The sequence below is a fragment of the Brevibacillus laterosporus genome (assembly GCF_030489605.1).
GTDB lineage: Bacteria > Bacillota > Bacilli > Brevibacillales > Brevibacillaceae > Brevibacillus_B > Brevibacillus_B laterosporus_E.
Genome location: NZ_JAUKFY010000030.1, coordinates 1 through 13,737, shown reverse-complemented (window position 1 = coordinate 13,737; position 13,737 = coordinate 1). Strand labels below are relative to the sequence as shown.

The following is a 13,737-nucleotide window of genomic DNA, read 5'->3' as shown; positions in this document are numbered from 1 at the left end:
CTGGGTTTTTCTTTTTACTCACGATCCTTTACTCTACTCGTACTTATGTTAAAATAAAAGATGGAATCCATATAGTGACAGGTGGGAAAACATGAAGGACGAACAAAAGTTTATAACGGATCATGCGGACACGTTATTGAGAATTTTAAACCAGGATCGTCATGATTGGCTCAATCATCTTCAGGTTATCCATGCTTATTTGAAGCTGGGACGCTACCAAGATGGGGAGGCTTACCTGCAAAAAGTGACCGAGGAAGCTCACCGTGAAAGTATGATTGCTCGCATAAACTGTTCGCGTTTGTCTGCTTTCTTTTTGACGTTTAATGCGTTAAATCGAGACATAATAGTAGAAGTAGAGGTTAAAACACAGGTAGATGTGACCAAGCTAGAGATGCAAAGCGATAGCTTTTTTTATTTGATTTCAACTTGCATCGGTCTATTACAGCATCACTTGCATACAGAACAAGTGGAGCATCCTCACTTAGCGGTGACGTTGTTTCACTCGGATAATGAAGTATTTGCCAACTTTGACTTGGAAGGTCAGGTCTCTGCATTAGTTGCAGGGGAAGTGGAAAAGCTTATTCATGATCACAAGGGTATGGCCAAGCTCGTAAGTGAACAAATACATACCGATACAGGCTGGATTGCTGAAATGAGCTTTCCTTGCAAAATGTAGAGAGGTGGCAATTTCGTGTTTGTTGATCAAGTAAAAGTTTATGTAAAAGGTGGAGACGGCGGTAATGGAGCAGTTTCATTCCGTCGTGAAAAGTATGTAGCACTCGGAGGTCCTGCGGGTGGAGATGGTGGTAAGGGAGCGAACGTTGTTTTCGTCGTGGACGAAGGGTTGCGTACGCTTATTGATTTCCGTTACCAACGACATTTTAAAGCAAAACGCGGTGAACACGGAAGAACGAAAGGAATGCACGGTGCTGGAGCAGAAGATATGATCGTTCGTGTTCCTCCAGGTACTACCGTGTACGATGATGATACACAAGAAGTGATTGCTGATCTTATTGAACATGGTCAGCGTGCAATTATTGCAAAAGGTGGCCGCGGTGGACGAGGTAATATTCGTTTTGCCACTGCTTCCAATCCGGCTCCCGAAATTGCGGAGAACGGTGAACCAGGTCAAGAACGCTATATTCGTATGGAATTAAAGCTGATTGCGGATGTAGGCTTAGTTGGTTATCCAAGTGTAGGAAAATCAACTCTTCTAGCTTCCGTTACAGCAGCAAAGCCTAAGATTGCTGCGTATCATTTCACAACAATCGCTCCAAATCTAGGTGTAGTAGACGTAGGTGAAAAAAGCTTTGTAATGGCTGATTTGCCAGGCCTTATTGAAGGTGCTCATGAAGGCGTTGGGCTTGGTCATCAGTTTTTACGTCATGTTGAGCGTACAAGGCTGATTGTACATGTGATCGATATGGCTGCGACTGAGGGACGTGATCCATACGAGGATTATCTTCAAATTAACGAAGAACTTAAACATTACAATGCCCGCATGGAAGACAGACCACAAATTATTGTGGCTAATAAAATGGATTTGCCAGATGCAGAAGCGCATTTACAGGCTTTCCGTGAAAAATGTCCAGATGCGAAAATATATCCGATTTCTGGCGCCACTCGTCAGGGTGTACAAGAACTCATGTATGCTATTAGTGATTTACTCGAGACGATCCCGGAACGTTTCGAAGTAGAGGAAGTGGCAGAAGTAGAAGAAAGAGTTGTGTTTAAAGCAGAGCCAGAAGAAATGCCATTTGTCATTACAAGAGAGAATGACGTATTTGTGGTGAGTGGTGAGAAGCTTGAAAAATTAACGAAGATGACTAACTTGAACAGCTATGACTCCATTCAACGTTTTGCACGTTTAATGCGCACAATGGGAATTGATCAGGCCCTTCGTGAGCGTGGTGCGAAAGACGGAGATACCGTTCAGATTGGTAAATTTGAATTTGAGTTCCAAGAGTAAACTTTCGTTAAAAGTGAGTGTGAGATGGGGACTATGGGGGAAGACAAACAGCTTGTACGCGGAACCATTGTACATGTATCACGTGAAAATGAATCCGTTGCTCTAAAGGATGCTATGATAGAGTATCAGAAGGGAGATTATTTACTGCTCTCTTGCATTTTAGATCAGGCGAATCCTTCTTTTTTGGGTTGTATTCTTCATGTGCGTTTCAATGAAGGTCAGGAGTATCGAGCCTACGAGGTATATACAGAGAAGATCGCATGGCCGGTTGTGATTATGGGGCTACTCCCTGTACGCACAGAATCAGTAGCTGAGGGATCGAAGCAGCAGAAAGGACAAACCTCTTCCTCTGTTGTAAGCTCTCATGATGCTGCTCGCCAAGCTATCCTAGCAAAATTAAAGGGAAGCAAGCAAGATGCATCCGCTCTCACGAATAACCAGTCTGGTAATCGAGAAAATCAAGCTCAACAATTAGTGAAGCCTGACTTTATTATTAATGTTCCTTACAAGCGAATGGGAGCTAAACCGAATGAAGAGCTGGGAGAGGGAGTGCTCCTTAGCTTTTCGGAAACGGAGCTTCATGTAGGGACAGATGGTTATTTGGCAAAGGGGGATTTTGTTAATCTCTCGTTTGTCATTCCGCGTACGAAAACGGAAGTAGTAGCCATGACGAAAGTAATTGAAAAACGGTTTGATAATAATATCACAATTGTTACGCTCTCGATCACAGATGTCGATCCTGCTCAGCATGCTGAGCTAATCGCCTACCACAAGACGATGTTATCTTAAATCTTAATAAAAGGCACCTCGTTTTACCATAACGAGGTGCCTTTTTATTTTGCTGTGTGAGCGCCAATCAGCCCCCGCGCTCGTTGTCTATCTGATAATTTGGAGAAACAGCCATGCGTTTCTCATCTAATTTTTTCCCGAATTGATCCAACGATCCCGGTTTTCCAACACCATTGTGGTTACGTCTTTGTGATTTATCAGATTTTCCACGTCCACCCATTCGTTACACCTCCTTAATTAGAGTAGATGGTACATTTTTTTTGATTGGAGAAACATGGACAGTACAGGGTATTTTCCGGTTTTACTGTCACAGCCTAGTGTGTACGTCGATAGTTGCTTTCATGTAATCCGCTTTTTGGGGTTGTCATAGTATCAGAGTCAGCGTATAATGTCCTTTATAAGAAAACACATGTACTTTTCAGGAGGACACATGAGTAAACGAGATGAAAAATTCTATTTAATTCGAGCGGACATCCTCCCAGAATCGATCGCGAAGACGATTGAAGTAAAAAAATTGTTAGAATCAGGCGAAATTGACACGGTGAATGAAGCGGTCGAGCGGGTTGGGCTGAGTCGCAGTGCTTTCTATAAATATAAAGATGCGATTTTCCCTTTCAACGCCATGATGAGTGAAAAGATTATGACCGTGAGTCTTACATTGGAGCATCGTTCGGGAATTTTATCAAGGGTATTGCAATTTGTAGCAGAAAAAGGTGGGAATGTCCTAACAATCAATCAAACCATTCCGTTACAAGGGATTGCCAATGTAGCAATGTCTGTAGATATGGCACAGCTGCATATGCCAACGACGGAGTTTTTAGATTTGCTTGAAAAGCTACAAGGGGTACGCAAGGCAGTAATCGTGGGCAGAGGCTAATAACGAGGACAACCAAGGAGGCGTAAGCATGGAGAAAAAGCAGGTAAAAGTAGGTTTGATGGGACTTGGAACGGTAGGAACAGGTGTAGTTCGAATTGTGGATGCTCATCAGGAGGACCTGTTTAACCAAACGGGTCTGAGCATTGAGATTCACAAGATTCTGGTACAGGACAAAGAAAAAGCCCGGAGTATCGTGATTGATCAGGAGAAAATCACCACTAACGCGGATGATCTATTAGAAGACCCGGATATCGATGTCATTGTCGAGGTAATTGGCGGCATACATCCTACAAAAGATTATCTGCTGAAGGCTCTTGCGAAAGGGAAAAATGTAGTCACGGCAAATAAGGATTTAATGGCGTTGCATGGTGCAGAGCTATTGCATAAAGCCCAAGAAAAAAAATGCGATGTTTTTTATGAAGCGAGTGTTGCTGGGGGAATCCCGATACTTCGCGCTTTGGTAGAAGGTTTTTCCTCGGACAGAATCACTAAAATGATGGGGATTGTAAATGGTACGACTAACTATATTATGACTAAAATGAGCAAGGAAGGGGCTGAGTATCAGGAAGTACTGGCTGAAGCTCAAGCGCTTGGATATGCAGAGTCTGATCCGACTGCCGATGTTGAAGGCTTCGATGCCGCTAGAAAGATGGCAATTCTCTCTACACTTGGCTTCCGTGTTCCGATGAATTTGGAAGATGTGCAGGTAAGAGGCATTAGCAAGGTCAGCAAGGAGGATATTGCTTACGGGAAAAAATTAGGCTACGAAGTAAAGCTGCTTGGGATTGCACGCCGCGATGACGATGAGATCGAAGTAAGCGTACAGCCTACAATGGTTCATAAGTCTCACCCGTTAGCTTCTGTGAATGGCGTGTTTAATGCGGTGTATGTTCATGGGGAAGCGGTGGGAGAAACGATGTTTTATGGACCTGGAGCTGGTGAGATGCCAACAGCTACAGCAGTGGTTTCTGATTTGATTAGCGTAGTAAAAAATATGAAATTAGGTGTAAATGGACGTGGAACAGTGGCCCCATACAAAGAGAAAAAACTAAAAACTGATGATAAAAAATTCTCGAAATACTTCATTCGGCTGATCGTTGCAGATAAGCGCGGCGTACTTGCTCAAATTACAAATCTTTTAGCAGAGAAGGATGTTAGTTTGGATCAGGTTATCCAACAGCCGTATCAGGATAGCGGTCAATCCGAAATTGTAATGGTTACACATACTTCCTCCAAATATAATGTGGCATCCGTACTAAAAACGCTAGAGGGCATGGATGTCATTAGCGAAATTAAGAGCTACTATCAGGTGGAGGGTACAGATAAGGAAGCAGGTGCTGTTCATAATGAGTAGGGATAGACTAGGCATTATCGCACAGTATAAAGAATTTTTGCCCGTATCAGAAAATACGCCTCTTTTGACCCTGCATGAGGGAAATACCCCATTGGTCCATGCAGCTCGCTTATCTGAAGAGTGGGGAGTAGAGCTCCACTTTAAATACGAGGGGTTAAATCCGACCGGCTCCTTTAAAGACCGAGGCATGGTGATGGCGGTTGCCAAAGCAGTAGAAGAGGGAAGCAATACCATTATGTGTGCTTCAACAGGTAATACATCTGCTGCCGCTGCCGCTTATGCAGCGCGTGCAGGACTGCATTGTATCGTATTAATTCCAGACGGAAACATTGCCTTGGGTAAATTGGCCCAAGCAATTGCTTACGGAGCAGAAGTCATTTCAATCAACGGTAATTTTGATGAAGCATTGCGCATTGTCCAACAAATTACAAAAGAAGAGCCCATTACTTTAGTTAATTCGGTAAATCCATATAGAATTGAAGGGCAAAAAACAGCATCCTTTGAGATATGTGATCGTATAGGAGAAGCTCCTGATATTTTAGCAATTCCAGTTGGAAATGCAGGTAATATCACAGCTTATTGGAAGGGCTTTACAGAATATAAACGTGCAGGTAAGATTACCTCCCTCCCAAAAATGTATGGATTTCAAGCAGCAGGAGCAGCCCCGCTGGTCTTAGGGCATCCAGTAGATAAGCCTGAAACAATTGCAACAGCGATTCGTATCGGGAATCCTGCCAGCAAAGATGGAGCATTACAGGCATTGCAGGAATCAAATGGTCGCATAGAAAGTGTCACAGACGAGGAGATTTTAGAAGCGTACCAGCTATTAGCTAAAAAAGAGGGCATCTTCTGTGAGCCTGCCTCTGCAGCATCCTTTGCAGGTATTATTAAATTACGCCGGATGGGACAGCTGGCACAAGGAGCTCGCATCGTATGCGTTTTGACTGGTCACGGTTTAAAAGATCCGAGCATCGCAATTAAGACCATTGCCAACGAACCCGTGAAAGTACCTGCAACAAGAGAAGATGTCATGGGACTGATCAAAAAGTAAAGTAGGTGTCAGCATGTCTATACAGAAAGTAACAGTGAGAGTACCAGCTAGCACAGCCAATCTGGGTGCTGGTTTTGATACAATCGGTCTTGCTTTCCAGCTTTATACAACCATAACCATGAGCATCGCCGAGCAAACTGAGATTCGACTAATGGGACCAGAGCTTGCTAGCTTGCCTCAAGATAAAACTAATCTACTTTACGAAGTGGCGGCCTTCTTATTTGAGAAGGCCTCGCTTCCTGTACCTGAATTATCGATTGAGGTAGAGACAAAAGTCCCTTTGACTCGAGGGCTTGGCAGTAGTGCGGCGGCAGTTGTAGGTGCCCTACTAGCAGCAAATATCCTTGCAGGTAAGCCGTTTACAGACGGACAGCTCTTTACGTTTGCCAGCCGTTGGGAGGGACATCCAGATAATGTAGGAGCATCACAATTTGGTGGTCTAATTATTTCAGCATTACCAGATAATGAAGCCGAGCAAGTTCCTTATGCTAAATTTTCGGTTCCTGAGCGATTGAAGACACTGGTAGTCATCCCTGATTTTGAATTGCCTACTCATCAAGCGAGGAAAGCATTGCCTGAGCAATATTCCCGTGAAGATGCGGTTTATAATATTTCACGTGCAAGCTTATTGGTTGCTGCATTTGCTCAAGACCGGTTAGATTTATTGGCTACTGCGATGCAGGATCGTCTGCATCAGCCTTATCGTACAGCTTTGGTTCCAGGCCTATCCGAGATTGTGGAAAAAGCGCAGGATTACGGCGCCTTAGGGGCAGCCTTGTCAGGAGCAGGGCCAACTATTCTTTGCTTTTTCGAAAATGATCAAGCGGAGCAGAGATTGTTACAATTTATTGAACAAGTTATGCAGAAAAATCAATTAAGCTATTCTACTATGGTGCTCCTTCCTGATGATAATGGGGCAATTATTGACACAAGCCCTGTATATACAGCATAATGCATAGAAAAACATCAGATGGGAGCATGAAGTATAATGGGGAGAACACTAGCTTTTTTAGGACCTTCTGGCACATTTACAGAGGAGGCAGTACGTCAATTGCCTATTCAAGAGGAGCTTACAACTAAGCCATATGTAAGTATTCTCGATGTGCTGGAAGCAGTTAGTACGAATCAGGCCGATTTTGGTGTGGTACCCATTGAGAATTCAATTGAAGGAACGGTTAATTTAACGATGGATGGCTTAATACATGGGGAGAAACTGCCTATTTTAGCAGAATTAGCTCTACCAATCACACAGCACCTATTACTGGCAGCTAGGCCAAAGCCTCTTTTATTACAGCAGATTACAAAGGTCTGCTCTCATTCGCATGCAATTGCCCAGTGTCGCTTGTTCCTACAAAAATACTTACCGCATGTAGAGATTGAATATACCAACAGTACAGCATCAGCAGCAAAACTTGTAAGTGAACAACCAGACCGACCATGGGCTGCTATTGGAACGAGATTGAATACAGAGATATACCCGCTTTTTCTCGCTCAGGAAAGCATTCAGGACTATGCTAACAATTTTACGAGATTTGTGCTGGTGGGAAAAAGTCAGTTGGATTTACCGGTATCTGATCATCATAAAACAACCATTTTGGTCACGTTACCCGAGGATTATTCAGGTGCACTGTATCAGGTATTGGCAGCGTTCGCTTGGCGCAAATTGAATTTGTCCCGCATCGAATCGCGACCTACGAAAAAAGGTCTGGGTAGCTATTATTTTGTGCTGGATATCGTACAGGGCATGGACACAGTGTTGATGCCAGGCGCTTTTGCGGAGATAGAGGCATTGAGATGTCAGGTTCGTGTACTGGGTAGCTATCCAGTGTTCGCCTATAGGGGTATAGGTGAAAAGAATTGACGCTATGTTGCATATAGATTTATACTATTCAAAAACGTTAGAAAAAAGGGTGAAGTAGCATGACGCAGCAGTTGATCTACTTAAACGGTGAATTTGTAGAAAAAGAAAATGCAAAAATTTCTGTCTATGATCATGGCTTCTTGTATGGCGATGGAATTTTTGAAGGAATTCGTGTTTATAATGGTAATATATTCCGCCTGCAAGAGCATATCGAACGTTTATATGAATCCGCACTATCCATCATGCTCGTTATTCCGATGAAAATAGAAGAAATGATGGATGCAGTAGTCGAAACCGTTAGAAAAAATGAACTGCGTGATGCCTATATACGACTTGTAATCTCGCGTGGCGATGGGGATTTAGGTCTTGATCCTCGTAGCTGTAAGCGGGCAAATATTGTTATTATTGTTGAACAGCTTCGACTCTTTCCGCAAGAATTATATGAGACAGGATTAAAAATTGTGACAGTTCCAACACGTCGCAACAAACCAGATGCATTGAATCCAAAGATCAAATCTCTAAACTATTTAAACAACGTTATGGTGCGTATGGAAGCTAGCATGGCTGGTGTTAGCGAAGCGCTAATGCTAAATAGCGAAGGCTATGTAACTGAAGGCTCAGGCGATAATATTTTCCTTGTTAAAAAAGGTGTCATTTATACGCCTCCTACTTACTTAGGCGCGTTGGATGGCATTACACGTCAAGCAATTATGGATATCGCTAGAGAATTAGGTTATGTGGTTAAAGAGGAGCCTTTTACTCGTCATGATGTCTATATTGCTGATGAAGTATTCCTGACAGGGACAGCAGCAGAGGTAATCTCAGTATCAGAAGTGGATGCACGAGTAATTCGTGACGGAAAACCAGGTCCTGTGACAAAACAATTGCTGGAAGAATTCCGCCGTTATGTCCAAGAAGATGGTGTAAAAGTATACGAATAAGGGAAAGGAATAAAAAATAACAGAGAACAGAGCCGGTAAATATTTATGGCTCTGTTTTTTTATGCGATAAATTGAACAGGAGCAAAACGCCTAGAGGCGCATAACATGGTAGGGACTCAAGTATGAGAGGAGAGGCAGTAGTGAAAATCCATATCGTACAAAAAGGGGACACCATGTGGAAGATTGCCAAGAAATATGGTGTCGACTTTCAGGAACTATTGGATCTAAACAAATCAACAATAAAAAATCCGGATAAAATTATGCCTGGAATGAGGGTGAAAATACCAACCGGTACGTCCAGGAGACCGGGAATGCAACAGCGACCGCACATGGAAAGACCGATGAAAGAAAGACCTGTGCCTCAGGTGCCAAGCAAGGAGATGCCGATACCTCCAGCATATGAATCACCGGAGATGATGGAGTCTCCAGTTATACCACAGCCAGAAGAAATGATACCGCCACCTGTACCGCCCGTTGCACCTGTACCGCCCGTTGCACCTGTACCGCCCGTTGCACCTGTACCGCCCGTTGCACCTGTACCACCCGTTGCACCTGCACCGACTGTACCATCTCCACCACCGAGACAAGAACAGCCGCCAGTAATGCCGGCACCGCCTAAGGAAAGGCCTAAAAGGGCGATTCCGCCTTTGAAAGAAATGCCCAAACGACATATTCCAATCCCAATACCTATACCGGTGCCAAGACCAGCACCAAGACCAGCACCACAGCCAGCACCACAGCCAACACCAAGACCAGCACCACAGCCAGCACCAAGACCAGCACCACAGCCAACACCAAGACCAGCACCACAGCCAGCACCACAGCCAGCACCACAGCCAGCACCAAGACCAGCACCACAGCCGGCACCACAGCCAGCACCACAGCCAGCACCAAGACCAGCACCACAGCCAGCACCAAGACCAGCACCACAGCCAGCACCAAGACCAGCACCACAGCCAGCACCACAGCCAGCACCACAGCCAGCACCAAGACCAGCACCACAGCCGGCACCACAGCCGGCACCACAGCCAGCACCAAGACCAGCACCACAGCCAGCACCAAGACCAGCGCCAAGACCAGTACCGCAACCAGCGCCAAGGCCAGTACCAAGACCAGTACCAGTACCATGTCCACCATTGCGGCCAAAGCCATTTCCACCTCTACAGCCGCCAATGCAAAGACCGTTTCCTGTACAGCCCATGCCATATCCGCCTATGTGTCCGATGCCAATATGTCCACCGCCAACATGCATTCCAATGTATCCGCCAGCCGTAGCACCTTGCCCGCCTTATAATCGACCAAGGTATCCAGAACATTCCTCCGCTACTTCTAGTCCACATATTCCAGATCACGCAACAAGTACGAGTCCTTCTAGCACAAGTAGTTGGATGGAGCAGAGCGCACAGCCACATTATCGACCAAGAGAAGCAGATAGTTCATGTCATGAAAGTAGTACGTCCAATACCTATAAATGGGGGAAGGATGATTGTACTCCAAAACATAAAACAGCTTATCCTTACTCAGAGTCAGGGTTCCATCAACCGATCAATCCTTATCCACCTGTTTGCCCGGCAGCTCCAATGCCACAGCCATATCCGCAGTCTAAATATTGCCCGGATGTTCAACCCTACCCACATTCATCTTCAGATATGTATGGACATCATACACAACACATGCCTGCCAATCCTAACGTACCTCGTCCAGAGATGTGGCCTAAATGGGATAAAGGCCATGAAGAATCCTCGTTTACGTCTTGCTGAAGGTAAACAGTAAAAATGGATGCCAACTTTATAACAGCGTTAGAAAAAGCGTTTAGCTGTCAAATAGTAGGGATGAAACCGCAACGAAGCGTTTTTTCTGTTCGCACCGATCGAGGGGCATGGATTGTCAAAGGGTATGCGGAAGAAGAGAAGGCCTTATGGGTTACGCATTTAGCTGACGTACTACGAGAGCAAGGTTTTTATAATACCGTGAAATACGTAGCGAACTCCTATGGCCATAAAGTGCAACCGATTGGAGACCGATTCTACACTGTCATGAAGGAAATAAATGGTAGAGATGCTACTTATACGAATGTAGGGGACATTAAAAAATCAGTGACTGCATTGGCAAGATTTCATCTAGCTGCAGAGGGTTTTCCCACTTTCCCTTTTTTGTCAGAAATAGAAATTAGCAAGCCGCCTCTTTTAGAGAAATGGGAGAGAAGACTGGAACAATTTCAGCGAATCTCCAAACGAATTGCTACGCGCGGTCCGCAAAATCGATTTGAGTTCATGGTTCAAAGCATGGCTAAAGAGATTAAGAGGGATGGGCAGGAAGTCTTACAGGTAGTTAATCAAATGCCAATTCATCAGCAAATGGAGCTGGCCCATTATTATGGGACATTAGCTCATCGAGATGTAGCTAGTCACAATTTTTTAATTAAGGAATCGGGTAGTTGTTATTTAATTGATTTAGATACTGTAGCTCCTGATATGCAGATTGTAGACCTGGTTCAGATAGCAAGTCGTATGTTATTTTTGCATAATTACGATAAACGTATTTATCATCAGGTAATCGAATCTTATCACAAGATTAAGCATTTATCTGATGATGAAATTCAAATGATTTATCATTTACTCCGTTACCCAGATAATCCCTTGCGTGAAATTACAGGTATCTATAATAAGCTGCCAGGCTACCGAATAAAAAGCGTTACACATTTATTGCAATTAGAACGCAAATTAAAACGTGAACGTAGAAGGTTCTTTCGAGAAGACCATTTTTAATAAAGGAGCGACAACAGGTCGCTCTTTTTTGTTCAAAAAAGCACCTCGCTGGATTTATGAAAACTAGCTCTATACGTGTAATAGACAGCCTTCCCAGTAAGAAAATCACGTAGTTTTCATGAAAGCAGTTGTGATTTCTAGTAAAACTTTACTTATAAATAAATTTTATCCTATAATTATAAACGTGATTTCGTAACGAATCGACCAATCAACAGGGTTTATCATATAAGATAAAGATGGTGAGTTATAAGGAGAAAACGGGATGAATTTATTTAAATATGCGTGGAAAACGTTAAAGTATTCTTTCTGGAATATCTTATTATTTGAAATTATGTATCGTCTATTTACTATCATAATCGTGATTCCATTCTTATCAGTAGTTTTGAAAAACTTAATCCAACAGAGTGGCTATACCTATGCAGCAAATGAGGATCTGTTATACTTTTTTCTCACGGAGTATGGAATTCTGGCCAGTGTGTTACTGATGATATTTTCTGTTCTGATTATATTTTACGAGTTTGCCGTGTTAATCCTATTGATCTATTACGCAGGTAAGGAACAGAAAGTACATTTACGCTTTGTGCTACGTAAAGCGTTATCGCCATTACAGGCCCTGTTTACTTTTTCGTTGCCCGTTTTTGCTCTCTATCTATTGTTACTGCGTCCTCTAATGAAGCTGGGGGTCAGTAGCACCTTACTTCCGACATTAGCTATCCCTAATTTTATTACAGGCGAATTATTTAAAATGGAATATGGCGTTTATTTGTACATCGGCGTGCTTTTCATAGTATTTTGTATTAACATTCGCTGGATGTTTGCTTTACCAATTATCGTTCTTGAGGAAAAAAGCTTTTGGAGAGCGGCTAAAAAGAGTGGGGAAATTGTAAAAAGAAATCTAGGGCGTATTGTGATTGTAGCTCTTTTTACCATTGCAGGGCTTTTCTTATTGTTTTTATCTGTAGATGGGGTTTCTGAACTATTGTACCGACTTTCTACATCAACAAGCAACAGTTATCTGGCTGCTTTAGGGGCGATAGTGTATACACATCTTATTTATATTTTTGCCATCTTTTTGACACCATTAATGCTGTCTATTATGACTTGGTTTTATATTCGTAAAGCTGGTGAGGAAGAGATTCGCGTAATGGATGATCCTCATGTCTGCCCAGATAAACATCCTACATTTGTAAAAAGACATAAGTACAAATTACTTATTAGCTACCTGGCTATCATTAGTGTGATTATTATCGCTATCGTTAACTTTTTGTATGTGTTTCCAGCTTTCGAGCATAAACCAATAACCATGGCACATCGGGGTGCGACGGAAAAAGGGGTAGAAAATACTCTGGAAGCCATACAAGGAGCCATTGATACACATGCTGACTATGCCGAAATTGATATTCTACAGACGAAAGACAAGCAGCTTGTCGTTATACATGATATTAATTTATCTCGGCTTGCAGGTGTAGAGAAACATGTTTATGACATGACGTTGGCGGAGTTAAGAGAGATCACATTGCACCAAGGAAGATATACTGGAAAGATTAGCACATTAGATGAAGTGATCAAATATGCGAAAAACAAAATCAAATTAAATATTGAGGTAAAACTACATGGGCACGAGCAGGAACAGGAGGTTATCACGGACCTGCTGCGTATCATAAAAGAAAATAGGTTTGAAGCGGAATGCGTTATCCAGTCTCTGCATGATACAGTAGTGCACAACGTCAAGAAAGCAAATCCAAATTTACAGGTAGGTTTTGTATTATTTGCTAATCGAACAGGCTTAAAAGACTTGCCAGGTGATTTTTTCGTAATGGAAGAATACATGCTGAACAAGTCTGTATTGAAGGAAGCGAAATCGTTAAATAAAGCTGTTTATGTCTGGACTGCCAATAGCTATGATGCCATTTACACCTTCTTAAAAATGGGGGTAGATGGGGTAATTACAGATTATCCTGAATATGTTCATGAAGCAATTTGGCAGATTACTCAAGAGCATAAACAATACGGACCGTTCCGAGTGGCAACTGAGGCGATGGAGTCAATGTTTGATAAAATTATTCGTATCGAGTAGGGGACGGTTTTGGTTTAGTAAAAAAAGAGAAAGGAATTTCCTTTCTCTTT

14 protein-coding genes and 1 pseudogene are annotated in these 13,737 nt (G+C 43.0%); 13 read left to right on the top strand and 2 right to left on the bottom strand.

All coding sequences use genetic code 11. From position 1 onward, the window contains the following. The first annotated feature begins 91 nt into the window (after positions 1 to 91). Genes QZ995_RS21465 through QZ995_RS21455 form a run of 3 tightly spaced genes read left to right on the top strand, consistent with a single transcriptional unit; the run spans position 92 to position 2,758 of the window. Positions 92 to 676, top strand: a complete 585-nt coding sequence (locus tag QZ995_RS21465; RefSeq protein ID WP_301811586.1) for a Spo0B domain-containing protein — start codon at positions 92 to 94, stop codon at positions 674 to 676. A gap of 15 nt (positions 677 to 691) precedes the next feature. Continuing rightward, positions 692 to 1,969, top strand: coding sequence for a GTPase ObgE (gene obgE / locus QZ995_RS21460; protein ID WP_301811583.1), 1,278 nt, complete (start codon positions 692 to 694; stop codon positions 1,967 to 1,969). Between the two features lie 33 nt (positions 1,970 to 2,002). Continuing rightward, positions 2,003 to 2,758 carry a PilZ domain-containing protein gene (locus tag QZ995_RS21455; protein ID WP_301811581.1) on the top strand — a complete coding sequence of 252 codons (756 nt, stop codon included), beginning with the start codon at positions 2,003 to 2,005 and terminating at the stop codon, positions 2,756 to 2,758. Between the two features lie 67 nt (positions 2,759 to 2,825). Here QZ995_RS21455 and QZ995_RS21450 read toward each other — a convergent pair whose 3' ends face one another. Further along, positions 2,826 to 2,978: a hypothetical protein gene (locus tag QZ995_RS21450; RefSeq protein ID WP_003338374.1), complete on the bottom strand. Its 153-nt coding sequence runs from the start codon at positions 2,976 to 2,978 to the stop codon at positions 2,826 to 2,828. Between the two features lie 210 nt (positions 2,979 to 3,188). On the opposite strand from QZ995_RS21450, the gene QZ995_RS21445 reads away from it, so the two are divergent. The 7 genes and pseudogenes from QZ995_RS21445 to safA all read left to right on the top strand — a co-directional run. Continuing rightward, entirely contained in the window at positions 3,189 to 3,635 is a 447-nt protein-coding gene (locus QZ995_RS21445) for an ACT domain-containing protein (protein WP_064019245.1), read from the top strand. Between the two features lie 28 nt (positions 3,636 to 3,663). Further along, on the top strand, positions 3,664 to 4,989 hold the full coding sequence (locus QZ995_RS21440) for a homoserine dehydrogenase (RefSeq protein WP_301811571.1): 1,326 nt from the start codon (positions 3,664 to 3,666) through the stop codon (positions 4,987 to 4,989). Further along, positions 4,982 to 6,040 carry a threonine synthase gene (gene thrC / locus QZ995_RS21435; protein ID WP_301811569.1) on the top strand — a complete coding sequence of 353 codons (1,059 nt, stop codon included), beginning with the start codon at positions 4,982 to 4,984 and terminating at the stop codon, positions 6,038 to 6,040. The genes QZ995_RS21440 and thrC overlap by 8 nt, the downstream gene beginning before the upstream one ends. Before the next feature lie 13 nt (positions 6,041 to 6,053). Next, on the top strand, positions 6,054 to 6,992 hold the full coding sequence (thrB, locus tag QZ995_RS21430; protein ID WP_301811566.1) for a homoserine kinase: 939 nt from the start codon (positions 6,054 to 6,056) through the stop codon (positions 6,990 to 6,992). Between the two features lie 36 nt (positions 6,993 to 7,028). Continuing rightward, positions 7,029 to 7,901, top strand: a complete 873-nt coding sequence (pheA, locus tag QZ995_RS21425) for a prephenate dehydratase (RefSeq protein ID WP_301811564.1) — start codon at positions 7,029 to 7,031, stop codon at positions 7,899 to 7,901. Positions 7,902 to 7,960: 59 nt separating this feature from the next. Then, entirely contained in the window at positions 7,961 to 8,842 is an 882-nt protein-coding gene (gene ilvE, locus QZ995_RS21420) for a branched-chain-amino-acid transaminase (protein ID WP_301811561.1), read from the top strand. A gap of 122 nt (positions 8,843 to 8,964) precedes the next feature. Continuing rightward, positions 8,965 to 9,120, top strand: a pseudogene (gene safA / locus QZ995_RS21415) (SafA/ExsA family spore coat assembly protein); the annotation flags it as partial. An 83-nt stretch (positions 9,121 to 9,203) separates the two neighbouring features. Here safA and QZ995_RS21410 read toward each other — a convergent pair. Beyond that, on the bottom strand, positions 9,204 to 10,094 hold the full coding sequence (locus QZ995_RS21410; RefSeq protein WP_301811673.1) for a hypothetical protein: 891 nt from the start codon (positions 10,092 to 10,094) through the stop codon (positions 9,204 to 9,206). A gap of 4 nt (positions 10,095 to 10,098) precedes the next feature. On the opposite strand from QZ995_RS21410, the gene QZ995_RS21405 reads away from it, so the two are divergent. From QZ995_RS21405 to QZ995_RS21395, 3 genes are all read left to right on the top strand, one after another. Further along, positions 10,099 to 10,602 carry a hypothetical protein gene (locus tag QZ995_RS21405; RefSeq protein ID WP_301811670.1) on the top strand — a complete coding sequence of 168 codons (504 nt, stop codon included), beginning with the start codon at positions 10,099 to 10,101 and terminating at the stop codon, positions 10,600 to 10,602. A 15-nt stretch (positions 10,603 to 10,617) separates the two neighbouring features. Next, positions 10,618 to 11,610 (top strand): phosphotransferase, encoded by a 993-nt coding sequence (locus QZ995_RS21400; RefSeq protein ID WP_301811557.1) that lies wholly within the window; start codon positions 10,618 to 10,620, stop codon positions 11,608 to 11,610. A gap of 262 nt (positions 11,611 to 11,872) precedes the next feature. Further along, the gene (locus tag QZ995_RS21395; protein WP_301811555.1) at positions 11,873 to 13,687 is read left to right on the top strand and encodes a glycerophosphodiester phosphodiesterase; all 1,815 of its coding nucleotides are present in this window, start codon (positions 11,873 to 11,875) and stop codon (positions 13,685 to 13,687) included. The last annotated feature ends 50 nt before the right edge of the window (positions 13,688 to 13,737 follow it).

What these genes read in the sequence shown, in the direction of transcription:
- QZ995_RS21455 (WP_301811581.1), top strand. Translation starts at nt 2,003, where the DNA reads ATGGGGGAAGACAAACAGCTTGTACGCGGAACCATTGTACATGTATCA.
- QZ995_RS21445 (WP_064019245.1), top strand. Translation starts at nt 3,189, where the DNA reads ATGAGTAAACGAGATGAAAAATTCTATTTAATTCGAGCGGACATCCTC.
- pheA (WP_301811564.1), top strand. Translation starts at nt 7,029, where the DNA reads ATGGGGAGAACACTAGCTTTTTTAGGACCTTCTGGCACATTTACAGAG.
- QZ995_RS21410 (WP_301811673.1), bottom strand. Translation starts at nt 10,094, where the DNA reads ATGCATGTTGGCGGTGGACATATTGGCATCGGACACATAGGCGGATAT.
- QZ995_RS21465 (WP_301811586.1), top strand. Translation starts at nt 92, where the DNA reads ATGAAGGACGAACAAAAGTTTATAACGGATCATGCGGACACGTTATTG.
- thrC (WP_301811569.1), top strand. Translation starts at nt 4,982, where the DNA reads ATGAGTAGGGATAGACTAGGCATTATCGCACAGTATAAAGAATTTTTG.
- thrB (WP_301811566.1), top strand. Translation starts at nt 6,054, where the DNA reads ATGTCTATACAGAAAGTAACAGTGAGAGTACCAGCTAGCACAGCCAAT.
- QZ995_RS21395 (WP_301811555.1), top strand. Translation starts at nt 11,873, where the DNA reads ATGAATTTATTTAAATATGCGTGGAAAACGTTAAAGTATTCTTTCTGG.
- QZ995_RS21440 (WP_301811571.1), top strand. Translation starts at nt 3,664, where the DNA reads ATGGAGAAAAAGCAGGTAAAAGTAGGTTTGATGGGACTTGGAACGGTA.
- QZ995_RS21405 (WP_301811670.1), top strand. Translation starts at nt 10,099, where the DNA reads ATGTATCCGCCAGCCGTAGCACCTTGCCCGCCTTATAATCGACCAAGG.
- QZ995_RS21400 (WP_301811557.1), top strand. Translation starts at nt 10,618, where the DNA reads ATGGATGCCAACTTTATAACAGCGTTAGAAAAAGCGTTTAGCTGTCAA.
- ilvE (WP_301811561.1), top strand. Translation starts at nt 7,961, where the DNA reads ATGACGCAGCAGTTGATCTACTTAAACGGTGAATTTGTAGAAAAAGAA.
- QZ995_RS21450 (WP_003338374.1), bottom strand. Translation starts at nt 2,978, where the DNA reads ATGGGTGGACGTGGAAAATCTGATAAATCACAAAGACGTAACCACAAT.